At 71.3% G+C, this 19512-nt stretch carries 12 protein-coding genes; 5 read left to right on the top strand and 7 right to left on the bottom strand.

Features of this window, described 5'->3' with window-relative positions; all coding sequences use genetic code 11:
* Positions 1-317 precede the first annotated feature (317 nt).
* Genes tatA through mfd form a run of 3 tightly spaced genes read right to left on the bottom strand, consistent with a single transcriptional unit; the run spans position 318 to position 5311 of the window.
* On the bottom strand, positions 318-596 hold the full coding sequence (gene tatA, locus VGZ32_RS01745) for a Sec-independent protein translocase subunit TatA (RefSeq protein WP_326883980.1): 279 nt from the start codon (positions 594-596) through the stop codon (positions 318-320).
* Positions 597-655: 59 nt separating this feature from the next.
* The gene (locus VGZ32_RS01740; protein WP_326883979.1) at positions 656-1702 is read right to left on the bottom strand and encodes a MazG family protein; all 1047 of its coding nucleotides are present in this window, start codon (positions 1700-1702) and stop codon (positions 656-658) included.
* A gap of 39 nt (positions 1703-1741) precedes the next feature.
* Positions 1742-5311 (bottom strand): transcription-repair coupling factor, encoded by a 3570-nt coding sequence (mfd, locus tag VGZ32_RS01735; protein WP_326883978.1) that lies wholly within the window; start codon positions 5309-5311, stop codon positions 1742-1744.
* 598 nt (positions 5312-5909) lie between these two features.
* On the opposite strand from mfd, the gene VGZ32_RS01730 reads away from it, so the two are divergent.
* From VGZ32_RS01730 to VGZ32_RS01720, 3 genes are all read left to right on the top strand, one after another.
* Positions 5910-6911, top strand: a complete 1002-nt coding sequence (locus tag VGZ32_RS01730) for an SMI1/KNR4 family protein (protein ID WP_326883977.1) — start codon at positions 5910-5912, stop codon at positions 6909-6911.
* 138 nt (positions 6912-7049) lie between these two features.
* Positions 7050-9875: a phosphoenolpyruvate carboxylase gene (gene ppc, locus VGZ32_RS01725; RefSeq protein WP_326883976.1), complete on the top strand. Its 2826-nt coding sequence runs from the start codon at positions 7050-7052 to the stop codon at positions 9873-9875.
* 671 nt (positions 9876-10546) lie between these two features.
* Positions 10547-11005, top strand: a complete 459-nt coding sequence (locus VGZ32_RS01720) for a cupin domain-containing protein (protein ID WP_349263446.1) — start codon at positions 10547-10549, stop codon at positions 11003-11005.
* A gap of 47 nt (positions 11006-11052) precedes the next feature.
* Here VGZ32_RS01720 and purU read toward each other — a convergent pair whose 3' ends face one another.
* Positions 11053-11928, bottom strand: coding sequence for a formyltetrahydrofolate deformylase (gene purU, locus VGZ32_RS01715; RefSeq protein WP_326883974.1), 876 nt, complete (start codon positions 11926-11928; stop codon positions 11053-11055).
* Positions 11929-12094: 166 nt separating this feature from the next.
* On the opposite strand from purU, the gene VGZ32_RS01710 reads away from it, so the two are divergent.
* On the top strand, positions 12095-15406 hold the full coding sequence (locus VGZ32_RS01710) for a S41 family peptidase (RefSeq protein ID WP_326883973.1): 3312 nt from the start codon (positions 12095-12097) through the stop codon (positions 15404-15406).
* A gap of 101 nt (positions 15407-15507) precedes the next feature.
* Here the strand turns inward: VGZ32_RS01710 and VGZ32_RS01705 are convergent, their stop codons facing one another.
* Both VGZ32_RS01705 and VGZ32_RS01700 read right to left on the bottom strand, forming a co-directional pair.
* Positions 15508-16368 (bottom strand): sirohydrochlorin chelatase, encoded by an 861-nt coding sequence (locus VGZ32_RS01705; RefSeq protein WP_326883972.1) that lies wholly within the window; start codon positions 16366-16368, stop codon positions 15508-15510.
* An 86-nt stretch (positions 16369-16454) separates the two neighbouring features.
* A complete protein-coding gene (locus tag VGZ32_RS01700; RefSeq protein ID WP_326883971.1) occupies positions 16455-17705 on the bottom strand; it encodes a uroporphyrinogen-III synthase in 1251 nt (416 codons plus the stop codon).
* 174 nt (positions 17706-17879) lie between these two features.
* Here VGZ32_RS01700 and nirD point away from each other — a divergent pair, with 174 nt between their 5' ends.
* A complete protein-coding gene (nirD, locus tag VGZ32_RS01695; RefSeq protein ID WP_326883970.1) occupies positions 17880-18215 on the top strand; it encodes a nitrite reductase small subunit NirD in 336 nt (111 codons plus the stop codon).
* A gap of 61 nt (positions 18216-18276) precedes the next feature.
* Here the strand turns inward: nirD and VGZ32_RS01690 are convergent, their stop codons facing one another.
* Positions 18277-19485 carry a hypothetical protein gene (locus tag VGZ32_RS01690; RefSeq protein ID WP_326883969.1) on the bottom strand — a complete coding sequence of 403 codons (1209 nt, stop codon included), beginning with the start codon at positions 19483-19485 and terminating at the stop codon, positions 18277-18279.
* Positions 19486-19512 lie beyond the last annotated feature (27 nt).

Raw genomic sequence — 19512 nt, 5'->3', positions numbered from 1 at the left:
GCCATGATCTCGGACTCCGCGCGCCCGGAGCTCCGGGCGTATGCGGCCAGTTGCTCCCTTACTCGGGACGGCAGCGAAAGTTCGGGTTCCACGAGATCAGCCTGCACCCGCGGGCGGAATGAGGGAAGTCAGAGTTCCGCTATTCACACGATCGTGCTATCAACCTGGCACGTCGAAGCCACGTTGGGACCAAAAGAGCTGAAGCCGGGACAGTCGGGGTAAGGCGGCCTAGCGGCGGTTCGCCGGGGCGGTTCAGGACACACCGAGCGCGCCGGTCGACTCTGAGGCCGACGGCGCGCTGGAAACCTCGTACGTGCTTACGCCTGGGGGGTCGTCGTGCTCTGCGGCACCGCGTCCGCCGGCTGCGCGGTCGGCTGATTGACGACCCTGCCCTCCACGGCCTGCGGCGCGACGGGCGCGGCGGTCGACTGGGCCGGCCGGTCGTCCTGGGCCGCCGCCTTCATCTCGGACTTGAAGATGCGCAGCGACTGGCCGACGGAGCGGGCGGCGTCGGGGAGCTTGCGGGAGCCGAACAGCACCACGACGACCCCGAGAATGAGGACGATATGCCAGCCCTCGAACGCGCCTCTAAGCATGATCCGACTCTCCTACTGCATCACGAGACCGGGCCGTTTCGTCCGGTACACGATTCAGACTAACCTGCCGCTCTGGGGTCCGGCGAGGGCTCCAGCGCCACGATCTCGTCGCGAAGGCCCCGTGCCGCCGCGCGCAGCGCCTCCTCGCTGTCCACGCCGAGCGATCTGGCGTGCACGACAACGGCGAGCAGCAACTGTCCGACGCCGTCCGGATTCGTGATGTTTTCGCGCAGTTCACGGGGCAGTTCCGGCCCTTCGACGGCGACTCCCGCGTTGCGCGCCCGCTTGTACAGCTTGTCGGCCAGCGAAAGGGCGGGCTGGGCGAGCGGCACCCCCTCGACCGCCGAGGTGCGACCCTTCTCCGCGGCTTTGATCTTGTCCCAGTTCGCCTCGACGTCGGCGGCGGTCTCGGCGACCACTCCCCCGAAGACGTGCGGGTGTCGGCCGATGAGCTTGCGCGCCACCCCTTCCGCGACGTCGTCGATGGTGAACGGGTCTTCCGGGTGCTCTTGGGCGATACGGGAGTGGAAAGCGACCTGCAGCAGCACGTCGCCGAGTTCCTCGCGCAGGGCGTCGCGGCCCGGGCCGGGCTCGTCCGGGTGCCCGTCCTCGATGGTCTCGGCCGTCTCGTAGGCCTCCTCCAGCAGGTACTTCACCAGCGACTGGTGCGTCTGCTCGGCGTCCCAAGGGCAGCCGCCCGGGGAGCGGAGCCGGTCCATGACCCGCACGAGGTCCAGGACCTTGGCGCCGGGCAGGTCGTAGCTGCCGGGCAGCAGCTCCAGCTCGACGTCCGAGCCGAACGCGAGTTGCTCACCGAGCGCCTGGGTCAGTTCGGGGTCGCCGTCGTCGGCCGCGATCCAGGCCACCGTCGCGCCGGCCTGCGCCTGGCCCACTAGGTCGCGGGCGATCTCGTGGGGGTCCACGTCGCTGTCGAAGACCACGATCTGCACGTCGGCGTCGTCGAGGTAGGGCAGCGCGGGGTGGTCCGGCGAGCCGGTGTGCACGACGGCGCCGGCCGTGGTGATCAGCCGCCACGCGGCGGCGGAGAGCAGGCCGGGCGCCACGCGCGGGGAGAAGGAGATGAGGACGATTCTTCCTGCCGCCATGCCGACAAGGTTACGGGGCGCCCTCACATCAGCAGACAGCTACATCAGGAGCACGGCGTCGATCAGCGCCCGGCACCAGCTGAGCAGTTCGAGCCCGGTCACCGGCTGGCCGCCGAGCCGCTGCGTCACCGGCTTGGGCACCAGGATCGTCTGGGTCGGCGCCTTGACCAGCGACTTCGGATACACCCGCTGCAACCGCATGCTCTGGGACTCGCGCAGCTCGACCGGGGCGAACTTGATGTAGTTGCCCTGCATCGCGATCTCGGTGAGCCCGGCGGTCCGGGCGTGCGCGCGGAACAGGGCGACCGCGAGGAGGTTGCCGACCGGCGGCGGCAGCTGCCCGTAGCGGTCGACCAGCTCGTCGTGCACCTCGGTGACGCCGGACGGATCGGTGATCGAGGCGATGCGCTTGTAGGCCTCCAGGCGCAGCCGCTCGTCCGGCACCCAGTCGTGCGGGATGTGCGCGTCGATCGGCAGATCCACCCGGACGTCCGCGGGCTCCGGCTCGGTGCGTCCTTCGGCCAGGGCGCGGAACTCGTTGACCGCCTCGCCGACCATGCGTACGTAGAGGTCGAAGCCGACGCCCTCGATGTGCCCGGACTGCTCGCCGCCGAGCAGGTTGCCCGCGCCGCGGATCTCCAGGTCCTTCATCGCCACGTACATACCTGCGCCGAGGTCCGTGTGCTGCGCGATCGTGGCCAGGCGCTCGTGTGCGGTCTCGGTGAGCGGCTTCTCCGGCGGATAGAGGAAATAGGAGTAGGCGCGCTCACGGCCTCGGCCGACCCGGCCGCGCAGCTGGTGCAGCTGCGCGAGGCCGAACGCATCCGCGCGCTCGACGATCAGGGTGTTCGCGTTGGCGATGTCGATGCCGGACTCGACGATGGTGGTGCACACCAGCACGTCGAACTCGCGGTTCCAGAAGTCGACGATGAGGCGCTCGAGGGTGTGCTCGTTCATCTGGCCGTGCGCGACGGCGACCCGGGCCTCGGGGACCAGCTCCCGGAGGCGGCTGGCGGCCCGGTTGATCGACTCGACCCGGTTGTGGATGTAGAAGACCTGGCCCTCACGCAGCAGCTCGCGCCGGACCGCGGCGGCGATCTGCTTCTCCTCGTAGGCGCCGACGAAGGTGAGCACCGGGTGGCGTTCCTCGGGCGGGGTCTGGATCGTGGACATCTCGCGGATGCCGGTGACCGCCATCTCGAGCGTGCGCGGGATGGGCGTCGCGGACATCGTCAGCACGTCCACGTTGGCCCGCATCTGCTTGAGGTGCTCCTTGTGCTCGACGCCGAAGCGCTGCTCCTCGTCCACGATCACTAGGCCCAGGTCCTTGAACCTGGCGTCCTTGGAGAAGAGGCGGTGGGTGCCGATGACGACGTCGACCGTGCCGTCGGCCAGGCCGCGCAGCACCTCGGCCACCTCCTTGTCGGTCTGGAACCGGGAGAGCGCCTTGATGTTGATCGGGAACTGGGCGTAGCGCTCGGCGAACGTGGACAAGTGCTGCTGGACGAGGAGCGTGGTGGGGACGAGAACCGCCACCTGCTTGCCGTCCTGCACTGCCTTGAACGCGGCGCGCACCGCGATCTCGGTCTTGCCGTAGCCGACGTCGCCGCAGATGAGCCGGTCCATCGGGACCGGCTTCTCCATGTCGGCCTTGACCTCTTCGATACAGGCGAGCTGGTCGGGCGTCTCGATATATGGGAACGCGTCCTCCAGCTCCCGCTGCCAGGGGCTGTCCGGGCCGAACTGGTGGCCGGGCGCGGACATCCGCGCCGAGTACAGCTTGATCAGGTCCGCGGCGATCTCCTTGACCGCCTTGCGCGCCCGGCTCTTGGCCTTCTGCCAGTCCGCGCCGCCGAGCCGGTGCAGGGTCGGGGATTCGCCGCCGACGTACTTGGTGACCTGTTCGAGCTGGTCGGTGGGGACGAAGAGGCGGTCCCCGGGCTGTCCGCGCTTGCTGGCGGCGTACTCGATGACGAGGTATTCGCGGGTGGCCCCGGCGACGGTGCGCTGGACCATCTCGACGTAGCGGCCGACGCCGTGCGCCTCGTGGACCACGTAGTCGCCCGCCTTGAGCTGGAGCGGATCGACCATGTTGCGGCGGCGCGACGGCATCCGGCGCATGTCGCGAGTGGTTGAGCGCTGGCCGGCGATGTCGGTCTCGGTGAGCACTGCGGTGCGGGCCCGCTCGAGCACGAAGCCGTGGTCGATCGAGCCGGTCGCGACGTGCACGACACCGGGGTCCGGCGGGCCGGTCAGCTCAAGGTCGAGCCGGGCGCCGAGATCGGCCGCCTTCGCCACCTCGACCAGGCGCTCGGCCGAGCCGTGGCCCTCGGTGACCAGCACTACGCGCCAGCCGTCGTGGATCCAGCCGTGGATGTCGGACAGCGCTCGCGCCGTCTCGCCGCGGTACTCGGGCGCGGCGACGGCCGTCGAGGCCTCGGTGTCGTCGGATTCGAGGACGTCGTCGGTGAACTCGGCGAGCGCGGCGTCGGCGACGAACGGGGTCACCGACCACCAGGACAAGCCGAGCTCGCGGGCGTGTTCGCGCACGTCGGCGAGCGACCAGAGGGAGGCGGCGTTGAGGTCCAGCGGCGCGGCCGCGCCCATCGCCGCCGCGGCCCAGGATGCCTCCAAGAACTCGCGCGACGTGCTGACCAGGTCGGCGGCGCGGGCGCGGATCCGCTCCGGGTCGCACATGACCACGTGCGTGCCCTCCGGGAGCAGGTCGATCAGCAGCTCCATCCGGTCGACCAGGACCGGCGCGAGCGATTCCATCCCCTCCACGGCGATACCCTCGGCGATCTTCCCGAAGACGTCGGCGAGGGCGGGGAACTCCGCGGCGAAGCCGTGCGCCCGCTTGCGAACGGTCTCGGTCAGCAGCAGTTCGCGGCACGGCGGCGCCCACAGGCCGTGCTGGGCGACCTCGAGCGAGCGCTGGTCGGCGACCTTGAAATAGCGGATCTCCTCGACGCTGTCGCCCCAGAACTCCAGCCGCAGCGGATGCTCCTCAGTGGGCGGGAAGACGTCGAGGATGCCGCCGCGCACGGCGAAGTCACCGCGCTTCTCCACCAGGTCGGTGCGCAGGTAGGCGGCATTGGCCAGGCGGTTCACGACCTCGTCGAGTTCGATCTCGTCCCCGGCCACCACGCGCACCGGCTCCAAGTCGCCGAGCCCGGCGACCTGGGGTTGCAGGACGGCGCGGATGGGCGCGACGACGACCTTAGGCAGGCCGACCGCACCTGAATCTGACACACCGTCGCCTTCGGGATGGGTGAGCCTGCGCAGGACCGCGAGACGTCGGCCGACCGTGTCAGAGCGAGGGGAGAGCCGCTCGTGCGGCAGTGTCTCCCAGGCCGGGAACTCGGCCACGGCGGCGTCGCCGAGCAGGCTGCGCAGCGCGGCGGCCAAGTCGTCGGCCTCCCGCCCGGTGGCGGTGACCGCGAGCAGCGAGCGTCCGGACCGGGCGGCGATCGCGGCCAGCGCGAAGGGCCGCAGCCCGGGCGGCGCGGTCAGGTCGAGGCGGGGGCGCGTGCCGCCGCGCGCGGCGGCGATCGCGGCGGCGACGGCGGGGTCTTGGGCGACGGGGCCGAGTAGTCCGGACAGGGGCATGGGGGACTCCTCGCGGATCACGAGCGGGCAACGCGGACTACCCCCAGTCCGCGCGGACGGGGGGTGGTTGATTCCAGGGTACGCAGTCGCGCTGACGCGCGCTCGGGGCCGGTTGGAGCGCGGCGCACGGCCCCGGAGCCAAAGGGCCCCGGAGCCAAAGGGGCGTCCAGTCCCGACGCGAGGAGCCGTGCGCCCCGCTGACGCGGAGCGGCCGGGCTGGGTGGGCGGGTCTCAGTTCTGGTGGAGCCGGGAGCGCGCGGACGGCTGAGCGCCAGCGAGGCCGGAGCACGCGGGTCCGCGGCGGGCATCACGGTAGGCGGCCGATATCAGAACCCGCATCACGCGGGGTGGTCGGCGCGGCACACTGGCGGGGCAGGTCCGGCCTGCGGCGGTGGGCCTGTACTCGCTGCGCTGAGCCGGTTACTGAGCTGGCACAAGAGTCCCCAAAACGGCGCTCCCGCCTACCGCACCCCCGGTCTGCCCAGGTACGGTCTTGTGTATCGCCGTGTGCTGTAGCGGCGCGCGCAGTACGGTGCTAGCTGTTCCGTGACGTAACTGTCGCGAAAAGGGCTGGAGAACGATGACGCAAGGATCGGGCATGGGGTCGCCGACGCGCTCCGCGATACCCAATGGGCAGTTCGCGGGTCGGCTCATCGAGTTCAGCGACCCGGAACTGGACCGCAAGTACCCGCGCGGCGTCTACGTGGACTTCCACGGCTATCCGAACTTCTCGGTCTACGCGCGGCTGGCGGTCGAGATCGCCGACCCGCCGTCCGGGCTGTCGATGGACGAGGTGCGGGTGACCGACGTGATCGCGGCGAACCTGATCGGCGCGGCGAGCGGCGACCCGTTATGGCAGCAGGGCCGGCCTCCGACCGTCACGCCCGAGGCGTGGACGTGGGTGCACGAGGCGCGCAGCCGACGCATGTTCCTCGTGCCCGCTGAGCTCAACGCCTCGTTCCGGCACCACGGCGGCATCGCGACGCTCGGTGTGGATCCGTCGAAGACAGGGCTGTGGCACGAGGGGATGCTCGAACCGGTGGCGTTCGAACGGTCCGGCTCGGTGCCCGAGGAGGCGCTGGTCCAGCTCGAGGGGCAGCTCGGATTCCAGCTGCCGGTGTCCTACCGGCGGTTCCTCGGCGGCACCGACGGCGGCCGGCCGCTGGTCGCCGCGGTCAACCTCAACTGCGGGTTCATCGCGGACGGCTGGCTGTTCGGGCTGCGCCGCTCCGATCCGCACCAGGACCTGGTGTACGCGAACCAGTCGCTGTACGACCGGTTCACCGAGGAGTACCTCGGCATCGGGTTCGTGCAGGGCGGCATGCTCGCGCTCAAGATCCGCGGCGGGGACCTGGGCTCGGTCTGGTACTTCGACGACGACGATCCCCGGGACAACGACGGCCGGGACGCCGCGTCGGTGTGCGCCGAGCTGCTGCACCGCGTCGGCAACGACTTCGACGACTTCGCCCGGCACCTGGTGGCGCTGCCCGCGCAGATCTTGGAGATCTCCGAATCCGCGGTCCGCACCGGACACGCACGCAGCCTGCCGGCCTCTACGGACCTGGGCAGTGCGCTTCCGGACTACCTACAGCCGCGCTAGGCGGCGAGCCGAACCCGAACGGTCGTTGAGTCTCACCGGGTGAACAGGTAAAGACGGTGTGACGTGCGCCGCATAGTATGTGCCCGACATGGGGACAGCGTGGTCGCCAGCAGTTCGCCGATCTGCCGAGGATGAGCCATGCCCGAGACCACCTCAGCCGCCGCCCCCGCCCCGGAATCGGCTCTGCGCGCCGACATCAAGGCCCTGGGCGAGCTGCTCGGACGCACGCTGGTCCGGCAGGAGGGCCAGGAGCTGTACGACCTGGTCGAGGAGATCCGGGCACTGACCCGGTCGGCGGACCCGGCGGACGGCGAGCGGGCCGCGCTGCGCCTGGCGGAGATCGACCTGGCGACGGCGATCCGGCTGGTGCGCGCCTTCAGTTCGTACTTCTATCTGGCGAACGTCACCGAGCAGGTGCACCGCGGCCGGGAGCTGCACGCCGAGCGGGCGACCGTCGGCTCGTGGCTGACGCAGGCGATCGACCGCATCGCCCGGGCGATCGACGACCCCGAGTCCAAGGTGACCCGGGACTGGGTGGAGCAGGTCGTCTCGTACCTCTCGGTCCGTCCGGTGTTCACCGCGCACCCGACCGAGGCCGCGCGCCGCACCATCCTGACCAAGCTGCGCCAGATCGCGCTGCTCCTGGACGCGAACCCGTTCGCCGAGTCCAGCGACCCGGTGGCGCGGCGGCGGGCCGAGCGGAAGCTGGCCGAGCTGGTCGAGTCGCTGTGGCAGACCGACGAGCTGCGCGTCTCCCGGCCCGATCCGACCGACGAGGCCCGCAACGCGCTGTACTACCTGGACGAGCTGCACGCCAGCGCGGTGCCTGACGTACTCGACGAGCTGGCCGCGGAACTGGACCGGATCGACGTCACGCTGCCGGTGGACGCCCGGCCGCTCTCCTTCGGCTCGTGGATCGGCGGGGACCGGGACGGCAACCCGAACGTCACCCCGACGCTGACGCTGGAGATCCTCACGCTCCAGCACGAGCGCGCGATCAGCGACGCGCTCAAGGTGGTCGACCAGCTGCGCTCGGCGCTGTCCACCTCGAAGCGGATCGCCCGGATCACCCCGCAGCTCGAGGAGTCCGTGGCGGCGGACATCGCGGCGCTGCCGGACATCGCGCCGCGCTACAAGCGGCTGAACCAGGAGGAGCCCTACCGGCTCAAGGCGATCTGCGTCCGGCACAAGCTGATCAACACTCGCAAGCGGATCGCGAAGCAGCGGCCGCACGTGCCCGGTGTGGACTACCTCAACGGCGACGAGCTGGTCGCGGATCTGATGCTGATGCGCGAGTCGCTGCTGGCGGACCGGGGCGAGCTGATCGCGCGCGGTTCGCTGGACCAGGTGATCCGCACCGTGTCCGCCTTCGGGCTGCGGCTGGCCACGCTGGATGTGCGCGAGCACGCCGACGCGCACCACCACGCGATCGGGCAGCTGTTCGACCGGCTTGGCGGCGAGGCGTGGCGGTACGAGGACATGCCGCGCGACTACCGGGCCGGGCTGCTGGCCAAGGAACTACGCTCGCGCCGGCCGCTGGCTCTACTGCCGGTCGCCATCCACAAGGCGCCCGACCCGGCGACCGCGACGCCACTGCTGGACGAGGCCGGGGCGCGCACCTTCGGCATTTTCACCGCGATCCGGGAGGCGATCGACCGGTTCGGTCCGGATGTCATCGAGAGCTACATCATCTCGATGTGCCGCGGGGTGGACGACGTGTACGCGGCGGTGCTGATGGCGCGCGAGGCGGGGCTGATCGACCTGCGCGCCGAGCGGGCCGCGATCGGGTTCGTGCCGCTGCTGGAGACGGTCGAGGAGCTGCGGCAGGCCGACACGATCCTCAACGACCTGCTCAGCGACCCATCGTACCGCAAGCTCGTGCGGCTGCGCGGGGACGTGCAGGAGGTGATGCTCGGCTACAGCGACTCGAACAAGGCGGCCGGGATCACCACCAGCCAGTGGGAGATCCACCTGGCGCAGCGGCGGCTGCGCGACGTGGCGCACCGCCACGGCATCCGGCTGCGGCTGTTCCACGGCCGCGGCGGCACGGTCGGGCGGGGCGGCGGGCCGACGCATACGGCGATCCTGGCGCAGCCATGGGGGACACTCGAGGGCGAGATCAAGGTCACCGAGCAGGGCGAGGTGATCTCGGACAAGTACGCGCTGCCGGAACTGGCCCGGGAGAACCTGGAGCTCACCGTCGCCGCGACGCTGGAGTCCTCGGTGCTGCACCTGGGCCCGCGGCAGAGCCCGGAGGCGCTGGCGCGGTGGACCGCGACCATGACCGGGATCTCGGACGCCGCGCACGCCCGGTACCGCGCGCTGGTCGAGGACCCGGACCTGCCGAAGTACTTCCTCGCCTCGACCCCGGTGGACCAGCTCGGCGACCTGCATCTCGGCTCGCGCCCGTCGCGCCGCCCGGACTCCGGCGCGGGACTCGAGGGCCTGCGCGCGATCCCGTGGGTGTTCGGGTGGACCCAGTCGCGGCAGATCGTGCCGGGCTGGTTCGGGGTCGGCACCGGAATCGCGTGGGCGTACCGGGAGGGCCACGCGGACGTGCTGGAGGAGATGTTCGCGGACTGGCACTTCTTCCGGAACTTCCTGTCGAACGTGTCGATGACCCTGGCGAAGACGGATCTGCGGATCGCGGCGCGGTATGTCGACCAGCTGGTGCCCGACGAGCTGCGGCACGTCTTCGACACCATCAAGCAGGAGCACGACCTGACGGTCCAACAGGTGCTGAAGGTCTCGGAAAAGACGGAGTTGCTCGGCCAGAACCCGGTGCTCGCGCGTACCCTGCGCATCCGCGACCGCTACCTCGACCCGATCTCGTACCTCCAGGTCGCGCTGCTCAAGCGGCAGCGGGATGCGGTCGACGCCGGGAACGACGTCGAGCCGCAGCTGACGCGCGCGCTGCTGTTGACGGTGAACGGCGTCGCGGCGGGCCTGCGCAACACCGGCTGAGCGCAGCTGGCGGCAGGGCGGCTGGCGCAAGCGGCTGGGGAAAACCGCATCGGTTGGCTTCGCCGCGCCTGGGCGACTGGGGGAAACCCACGGCCCCCCGGGCGGCTGTCCACAGGTTTGTCCACCGGTCCGAGCGATCCGCGATCCGGGCCCGAGTCGAAGCGGGTTCCGACGGTCAGGCGCCCGCTGCCCCGTATGAGCGATTCCGTCACCGCCCGTTCGGCTTCATGAACAGAACACGAATTCGGTCGGGCCTCCGGTCGAACCGACTCCGAACTGGGCGGGATCGCGCCGAGGGAATGATTGATACCCCGTTTGGGCTGTGGATAATCATGATCCGTTGTCCACGACCTGTGGATACATTCTGTGGATAACGCAGAGATCACTCCATCGTGATCTAACGTAATCACGGCAGCCTGAGGACCCGTCGAAGGCGCCTCGAAGGAGGGCCGCTGTGGGTTCTCCTCAGCACCCTCAATGACCGGGTCGGTGCCCCGCTGCCGGGATGGCCGGATCGTGAATGCGCACGATCACCGGACGCTGATTCAGGACCCGGCGCCGACTGCTTCCACCAGTGTGGCCATGACCTCGGCTGCCTCACCGTCCGCGAGCCCCTGCTCGCGGCACAGCGAGTGCCATGTGGAGAACGCCGCCGCGTGGCCGATCACCGCGTGCCGGACGCGGTCCGCGCCCTTGCCGTCGCCCTGCGGCCGCGCGCCGGCGGCGCCGTCTCCGTCGTCGAGCACCCGTTCCCGGTCGGGGCGCTGGTGCCGCCGCACCTGCACACGCGCGAGGACGAGTACTCGATCGTCACCGAGGGCGAGATCGGGTTCCGCTCCGGCGACCGCGAGGCCGTCCTGGGCCCCGGCGGCTACATCACCAAGCCGCGCGGGGAAATGCACACGATGTGGAACGCCGGCCCCGTCCCGGCTCGGATGATCGAGATCATCAGCCCGGCCGGGTTCGAGCACTTCTTCCGCGAGCTGTCCGAAATGCTCGCCGACGGACCGCCGCCGACCGAGGACACGGTCCCGATCCTCGCCGCCAAGTACGGGCTCGAGTTCGGGCGGCCCGCCTGGCTGCCCGACGTCGTCTCCCGGTTCGACCTGACGCCGCCGCCCGGGGCCTGACCGGGCTGCTGAAAGACAGCGCTGCTGAGCTACTGAAAACAACCGTGCTACTGGAAAACGACCGTGCGGCGGCCGTTCAGCAGCACCCGATGCTCGGAGTGCCAGGCCACCGCGCGGGACAGGACCCGGCACTCGACGTCGCGGCCGAGGGCCACCAGTTGGTCCGGGGTCAGGCCGTGGGCGACGCGGGCGACGTCCTGCTCGATGATCGGGCCCTCGTCCAGATCCGCGGTCACGTAGTGCGCGGTCGCGCCGATCAGCTTCACTCCGCGGGTGTGTGCCTGGTGATACGGCTTGGCGCCCTTGAACGACGGCAGGAACGAGTGGTGGATGTTGATGATCCGGCCCTCGAGGCTCTTGCACACGTCGTCGGACAGCACCTGCATGTAGCGCGCCAGGACCACCAGTTCCACGGCCTGCTCGCGCACCAGGTCCAGCAGGCGCGCCTCCTGCGCGGCCTTGTTCGCCTGGGTCACCGGCAGGTGTACGAACGGGATCCCGTAGGACTCGACCAGCGGTCGGAAGTCGGTGTGGTTGGACACCACGGCCGGGATCTGGACGGGCAGCGCGCCGATGCTGTGCCGGAACAGCAGGTCGTTGAGGCAGTGCCCGAACTTGGAGACCATGATCAGGGTCGGCATGCGGTCCGCCGCGTCGTGGATCTGCCAGGTCATGTGGAAGGCCGCCGCGGTGGCCGCGAAGCCGCCGTTGAGCGAGACCAGGTCGACCCCCGGCTCCTGCGCGGCGAAGTGCACCCGCATGAAGAACAGTCCGGTGTCCGGGTCGCCGTACTGCTGGCTGTCCACGATCGTGCACCCGGTGACCAGCAGAAAGCTGGCGACCGCGTGGACGATGCCGCGCTGGTCGGGGCAGGAGAGGGTGAGCATGTACTCGCGGGCCGGAGCAGCGTCGGAGGGGGCCATGGACCCATTTTCGCCGAGCGCGGGCGCGGGGCGAAATCGCGCCGGGCGGGGCACGGCTCGGCGCCGCGGCCCGATCCCTCGGTGGCATGAAGTTCCGGTTGGCGCTAACGAGCCTCGTGGCACGAAAAGCGCTGCACGGCAGGAACGGCCTGGATATCGTCACAACGTGGCCGACTCCGCATACCTGCGCTACCCGCATCTGTCGGGTGACCTGATCACGTTCGCCGCCGAGGACGACGTGTGGCTCGCCCCGCTCGGCGAGACCGCGAACGGCGGCGGCCGGGCCTGGCGCCTGACCGCCGACCGGGCGCCGGTCATCAGCCCTCGGCTCAGTCCGTCCGCCACCCACGTGGCCTGGACTTCCACGCGTGACGGGACCGGTTCGATGGCGCGCGGCAGCGCCCGCGAGGCATACGCAGTCGCGGTGGACGGCGGCGAGATCCAGCGGCTGACCTACTGGGGCGACGGATTCAACGCGGTGCGCGGCTGGCTCTCCGACAACGAGGTGCTGGTGATCAGCCGCACCGGTCAGCACAACACCTGGCGGACCTGGGCCTTCGCGGTCCCGCTCGACGCTCCGGCGCGGCGGCTGCCCTACGGTCCGACCAGCGACGTGTCGATCGCCCGGGACGGCGCGGTCCTCGTCGGCACGGCCCTGTACGCCGAGCCGTCCCGCTGGAAGCACTACGGCGGCGGAACCGGGGGCAAGATCTGGTACTCCCCGGACGGCGCGCAGTACACCCGCATCCTCGAGTCGGTCGGCAACCACCTGGTGAACCCGATGTGGGTCGGCGGCCGGGTCGCGTTCCTGTCCGACCACGAAGGTGTCGGCACGCTGTACTCGGCGCTGCCGGACGGCTCCGACCTGCGCCGCCACACGGGCGGCGGGCCCTACTACGCGCGGAACGCCGCCACCGACGGGACCCGGGTGGTGTATCAGGCCGCCGGCGCGTTGTGGCTGCTCGAATCGCTCGACGCGGAGCCGGTGAAGCTCGACGTGCGGCTCGGCGGCGTGCGCTCCGGCCGCGCCTCCTTCCCGGTGTCCGCGAAGTCCGGCCTCGGCGACTTCGGGCTCTGCAAGACCGGCCGGGTCGTGGCGGCCGAGGTCCGCGGCACGGTGCACTGGCTGCCGGTCGAAGACGGCCCGGCCCGCGCCCTCCTCTCGACGCCCGGGGTGCGCGGCCGCCTGCCGGTCATCGTGCCGGGCGGATCCACGGTGCTGACCGTGTCGGACGCCGGCGGCGAGGACGGGCTCGAGCTGATCTCGGCCGACAGCGCGCCGACACGGCGCATCGGGCACGGGCAGTTCGGGCGCGTACTGGAACTTGCGGTCTCACCCGATGGCCGTACGGCCGCCGCGGCGGCAGCCGACGGCCGCCTGCTCACGATCGATCTCGGCTCGGGCGAGGTCGCGGAACTGGCCCGCAGCACCAACGCCGAGATCCACGGCCTCACCTTCTCTCCCGACTCGGCGTACCTGGCGTGGGCGGAGCCGTGGCGTCCGTTCGACGGAAGGCACATCCGGCTGGCGCGGCTCGCCGACCGGGAGGTGGTCGACGTCAGCCCGCCGCGCTACGCCGACTCCTCGCCCGCTTTCACGCTGGACGGCAAGTACCTGGTCTTCCTGTCCAACCGCGCCTTCGACCCGGTGTACGACAGCCACAACTTCGACCTCGGATTCCTGCCCGGGGTGCGGCCGTACCTGGTCACCCTGGCGGAGACGACCCCGTCGCCGTTCGCTCCCGAACTCAACGGGCGGCCGGTGGGCCTGGAGAAGGACTCGGCGGAGAAGAAGGCGAAGGCAGCCAAGGAGAAGGATTCAGACGGCGACGGGGGCGACGCCGGACCCGAGATCGCCCCGGTCAAGGTCGACTTCGAGGGCATCGCCGACCGGATCGTGCCCTTCCCGGTCGAGGCCGGGTATTACGCGGAGCTCAAAGCGGTCAAGGGCGGCGTGGCGTGGCTGGCGCTGCCGCGGACCGGCGAGCTGGGCGAGGCGATCATCGGCGCCTCGGAGGAGCACCCGAAGTCCCGGCTGGTCCGCTACGACCTGGGCAAGCGCAAGCGGCTCACCGCCGTGCGCGAGCTGGACAACTACGCGGTCTCACACGACGGCGCACGGCTGGCTTACCTCAACGACACCGAGTTCAAGGTCGTGGCCAGCGACAGTGACGACGACGATGACGCGGTGACCGTGGACCTGGACCGGATCCGGGTCACCGTGGACCCGCCCGCCGAATGGGCCCAGATGTACGACGAGGCCTGGCGGCTGATGCGGGACAACTTCTGGCGGGCCGACATGGGCGGAGTCGACTGGCCCGCGATGGCCGAGCGCTATCGGCCGCTGCTCGACCGGATCGGCTCGCAGGACGACCTCCACGACGTGCTGTGGGAGCTGCAGGGCGAGCTGGGCGCCTCGCACGCCTACGTGCGCCCGCCCATCCATGGCGTGGACGCCGCGCTCGCCCAAGGGCTGCTCGGCGCGGACCTGACCCGGGACGAGGACGGCACCTGGCGGATCGAGCGGGTGCTGCGCGGCGAGTCGTCGGTGATCGGCGCTCGATCGCCGCTGAGCGCGCCGGGTGTCGGCGCGCGGGCCGGTGACGCGATCGTCGCGGTGGACGGCCGGCCGGTGGATCCGGTGCGCGGGCCGAACGCGCTGCTCGGCGGCAAGGCGGACAAGCCGGTGGAGCTGACGCTGCGGCGGCCCGGTACGGAAGGCGAGAACACAGAGGCTGAGAACACAGGAGCCGCGAACGCGGAAGGCGACAGCACGGGCGGCGGTATCGAGCGCCGGGTCGTGGTCGTGCCGCTGGCCAGCGAGGCGTCGCTGCGCTACCAGGACCTGATCGCGCGGCGGCGGGCGACGGTGGCCGAGGCCTCCGGCGGACGGCTCGGCTACCTGCACGTGCCGGACATGGTCTCCTCCGGCTGGGCGGAGTTCCACCGCGACATGTACACCCAGTTCAAGCGGGACGGCCTGGTCCTCGACCTGCGCGAGAACGGCGGCGGCCACACCTCCGAGCTCGTGGTCGAGAAACTGGCGCGCCGGATCATCGGGTGGGACCGGTCCCGGTACAACGAGCCGATGAGCTACCCGAGCGAGGCGCCGCGCGGCCCCATCGTGGCCCTGGCCGACGAGCACGCCGGCTCCGACGGCGACATCGTCACCCAGGCGCTCAAGTCGTACGGCATCGCCCCGGTGGTCGGCACGCGCACCTGGGGCGGCGTGATCGGCATCGACGGACGCTACGAACTCGTCGACGGCACGGGGGTCACCCAGCCCAAGTTCGCGTTCTGGTTCGCGGACGCCGGCTGGGGGGTGGAGAACTACGGCGTCGACCCGGACGTCGAGGTCTACATCCCGCCCCAGGACTGGGCCGCCGGACGCGACCCGCAGCTGGAGACGGCGATCCGGATGGCGCTGGAGGCCCTGGAGACCCGGCCCCCGGCAGCGCCTCCGCAGATGGACGCCTAGCGCCTTTTACGAGACCGACGGCTCTCGGCGGCCGCAGCGTATGCAGCCGCCGAGACCCGTCGGTCTTCATGCACGGAAAACCCCCGGCCGCGCGGGTCGGTTCACGCGCGGCCGGGGAGCGTGATCGGCGGCTTGGTCAGCGCCGTGTCGTAGCGGCGCAGCACCAGGCGGGCCACCAGGTCGTGCGCGCCGAGCGGGGCCGTCACTCGCAGAGTCCTGGGATGGTCCGCGTCCAGGGCGGCGAGGGTCGCGCTGTCGGCTATGCGGCGGCTGAACTCGCCCGTCGACAGCAGGTAGGTGGCCACGGCGATCGGCCGCCCGCGCCGGGCCAAGTGGCCGAGCAGCTCGGCGACGGACGGCTGGGCGGACGCGATGTAGGCCGTGCGCACCGGCATGCCCAGGCGCTCCGCCAGCAGCCCGGCCATGGCCACCGCGTCGGCGTTGGCGCGCCGGTCCGCCGAGCCCGCGGCGGCCAGCACGATCTGGGTCCCGAAAATCGAGCCGCTGGCCTGCGCGAGACGGTCGGCGAGCACCGACGCGAGCATCGGATCCGGTCCGAGGGCCGGGGCGGCGTAGACCTTGAGCGCGTCGCCTCCGGGCAGATCCCTCGCTTCGCGCACCGCCTCGGGGATGTCGTGGCGCAGGTGATAGCCGTTCCCGAGCAGCAGCGGCAGGACCACGACCTCGGTCGCGCCCTCCGCGAGCAGCCCGGTCAGCGCCTGCGCGGGCGTCGGGCTGGCCATGGACAAGAAGGCGATGCTGGTCTCGACGCCGGGGCGCAGGAATCTGACCCGCTCCAACAGCGCGTCGAGGCTGGCCAGTCCGGCGGCGTCGCTGGTGCCGTGGGCTACGGCGAGGATCGGCACGTCCGAGCGCGGCGGAGGCAGCACGCCGGGCGGCGCGGGCAGCCAGCCGGTGCGCCGCTCGCCGAAGGCCGACAACCCGAGGGCCGGCAGTGACATCGCGGTGGGGCTCCTTCCAGGAGCTGACGCCGGGGAGTGGATCTGACGCTGCGACGGGCGATCCTGCCGAGCCGTGCGGCGGCGGCTCAGGTGACCGGATCGACGGCCAGCCGGTATCCGCGCTTGGTCACGGTCTTGATCAGGGCCGAGTCCGGCCCGAGCGCGGTGCGCAGCCGGGCGACGGTGGCCTCGACCGCGTGCTCGTCGCGTCCGCCCGATCCGGCGCCGCGCGGGCCCCAGACCCGGCGCAGCAGGTCGGCCCGGGACACCACCCAGCCGGGTCGGCGGGCCAGTTCGGCCAGCACGGCGGCGGGCAGCGGGGCGAGCAGCACCGGCTCGCCGTCGGTGATCACCGCGGCCAGGCCCTGGAGCGTGAGGGTCCTGGTGGAGTCGATCGGCACGACGCGCCGGATCCGCGGCGGCAGCACCGAGCAGAGGGTAGCGACCATGGCGCCGAGCCTGGCCCGGTCGGGCCGCACCGCGCTCACGTCGAGCGCCTCGAGCGGGCGGGCGCAGACCGGACCTACGCACACGGCGGTGACGTCGGTCCGCAGCGCCACCAACAGCTGGTCGAGCGCGCCGGTGACCGCGGCCGCCTCCAGCAGGGCGGTGACCCCGGGGGCGGAGGTGAAGCTGACCGCGTGGACGTCGCGGCGGACGATCGCGTCGGCCAGGCGGCGCACGGCGGCCCGGTCGGACGGCGGTCCCCAGCGGTAGACGGGGATGTCGACGACGTCGGCCCCCGCATCGCGCAGTGTGGTGACGAAGTGGCTGTTCTCGGTCGGGTCTTCCACGCCGTACTGCTGGACCGCGATCCGCTTGCCTTCGACGCCTTGCTCGAGCAGGTAGGCCAGCAGTTCGGCGGAGGACTCGGACGGCGCGCTGTAGCTCTCCCTCAGACCGGCCGCGCGGACCGCTCCGGTCGCCTTCGCCCCCCGCGAGACCACGCTCGCCGCGCCGAGCGCCCGGTCCAGATCGTCGCCCAGGCCCCAGCTCTCCGCCGCCGACATCCAGCCGCGCCAGCCGCTGCCGGTGGTCGCCACCGCGAAGTCCAGCGGGGCCGCGAGGCAATCGTTCGTGGCCTTGCGCAGCGCCGCGTCGTCGTCGAGCGGGACCAGCTTCAGGGTCGGGGTCTCGATGACCTTCGCGCCGCGGCGGCGCAGCAGCGCGGCCAGGTCGTCGCGCCGGCGGTCCGCGGTGACGGCCACCACGCAGCCGGTGAGCGGGAGGTCGTCGAAGACTGAGGCGGACGGGCCCGCCCCGGTCCGGCCCCTCAGGTCGGGGCCGAATCCGGAGGCCGCCGCGTGCGTCGAGTCGAGCGCCTCTGCCAGTGCCATGCCGGAAACACTGGACGTGTGTCGTTTCGGATATGTTGCCGAACGGCTACGCACCGGTAAGGGCCGTGTTGAACCGGTTGCGCACAGCTACATCCGCGCGGCGTGAAGAACTCGTGCGCGACGCGAAATAACGGCGACCCCTGCGCGTCACGACCCTGACGCACCGTCGAAGCTGTGACGGCCAAACAACGAGGCTGGACGTCGGTGTGCCGGTACGCGGATCTGGCGCCGGGGCACGGGGTGGCCACGCTCGTCGACGGGGTGCAGATCGCCGTCTTCCGCACCGCCGCCGGGGAGCTGTACGCGATCGGGAACCGCGATCCGCTCTCGGGGGAGTATGTGATCTCGCACGGCGTGACCGGTTCGCGCGACGGCGTTCCCACCGTCGCCTCGCCGGCGCACGAATACGTCTTCGATCTCCAGAGCGGGACGTGTCTCGACGATCCGACGCTCGCGCTCCCGACGTACCCGGTGCGCCGCTATCGAGGGCTGGTCTGGGTACAGCGCTGACCCGGCACAGGGACCTACCGCTGCGCTGCTGGGGCGCGCGGCGCACGCCCCACACGGTCTTCTACAGCTTCGCCTCGGATATCTGCTGCTGGCCCAGCGGCCCGGCGACGTTCGTGTTCCACAAGTCGGCCGCCTGGACCTTCGCCTGGGACGCCGCTGTGCCTTGGGTGTTCGTGGCCGGGTAGTTCGCGTCCTTCTTGATGTCGGCCGGCTTGCAGCCGTTCTGCACATCGCCCGCGATCGAGGCGTAGGCGCTGTCGTACTGGGCCGAGGCGCTCCATGCCTGCTGGAGCTCCTGGACGAGCTGGGCGCCGTTCGTGATCTGCGACACGTCGGCCTTGGCGACCGCGTCGGCCTGGTCGTGGCGCTGCTGCGCAGTCTTCTGGAGCGCGGTCTGCGCCGCGGCGAGATTGTGGCAGGCGTTGACGTCCACCACGGCATCATTCGCGGCGCTGCGCAGTTGCCCGGACTCCGCGATGATCGCGTACAACGCCGCGGCCTGCTGTTGCGCCGTGGCGGCGGGCGCTGAGGTGGTTGTGCCGTTGTGGTGCGACGTCGGCGTGCCGGAGCCGCCGCCGGAGTTCAACGCGTACACGATGCCGATCACCGCGACGACCGCGATGCCGCCGCCGATCAACCAGCCCTTCCGGTTCCTGGAGGTCGCTGAACCGCCGCCCGGGCCCCAGCCTCCGGAGCCGCCGCCCTGGCCGACGAACTCGCCGCCCTGGAACTCCGGGTTTCCGTACTCCGGCCCGGGATAGCCCTGAGCCCCGTACCCGGCCGGGCCGTAGCCGGGCGCCTGCGGATACTCGGGGTGGCCGCCATACTGCTGCTGCTGCTGCTCCGGCGGGTAGACCGGCGCGTCGACCGGCCCCTGGTAGGCGGCCGTCGGCTCGTAACCAGGGGGCTGATACTGCGCCGCCGGCTGCCCTGGAGCCTGGAACTGAGGGTCCTGATAGGCATCGGGCAGCGCGGCGCCGCCCACGGCGGGCCGTTGCCGGTCGATCGACCGGCGGCTGTCCTGCGGGGAGCCGCGGAAGAGGTGGTCGAACTCGCTCGGCAGCCCGGTGCCCTCCTCCGGGTAACCGCCGGGCACCTGCTGGATCTGCGTCGGGTCCGCGTGCACCTGCGCCGTCTCAGGCGGATAGACGGGCTGAGGCATGGTCGAGGCCTCACCCGCCGGACCGGTCCACTCCGCGGCGGGGTACGGCGCGGGCTCGGGCGGCTGCTCGGGCCACCCGGTGACGGGCGTCTCCGGCGACTGGGACATGGCGCGAATCCTCACAGACGACACGGG

This window comes from Actinocrinis sp., assembly GCF_035938995.1.
Lineage (GTDB): Bacteria > Actinomycetota > Actinomycetes > Streptomycetales > Catenulisporaceae > DASZGI01.
Note: the sequence above shows the minus strand (reverse complement) of the source record. Positions and strands in the feature narration are given on the sequence as shown.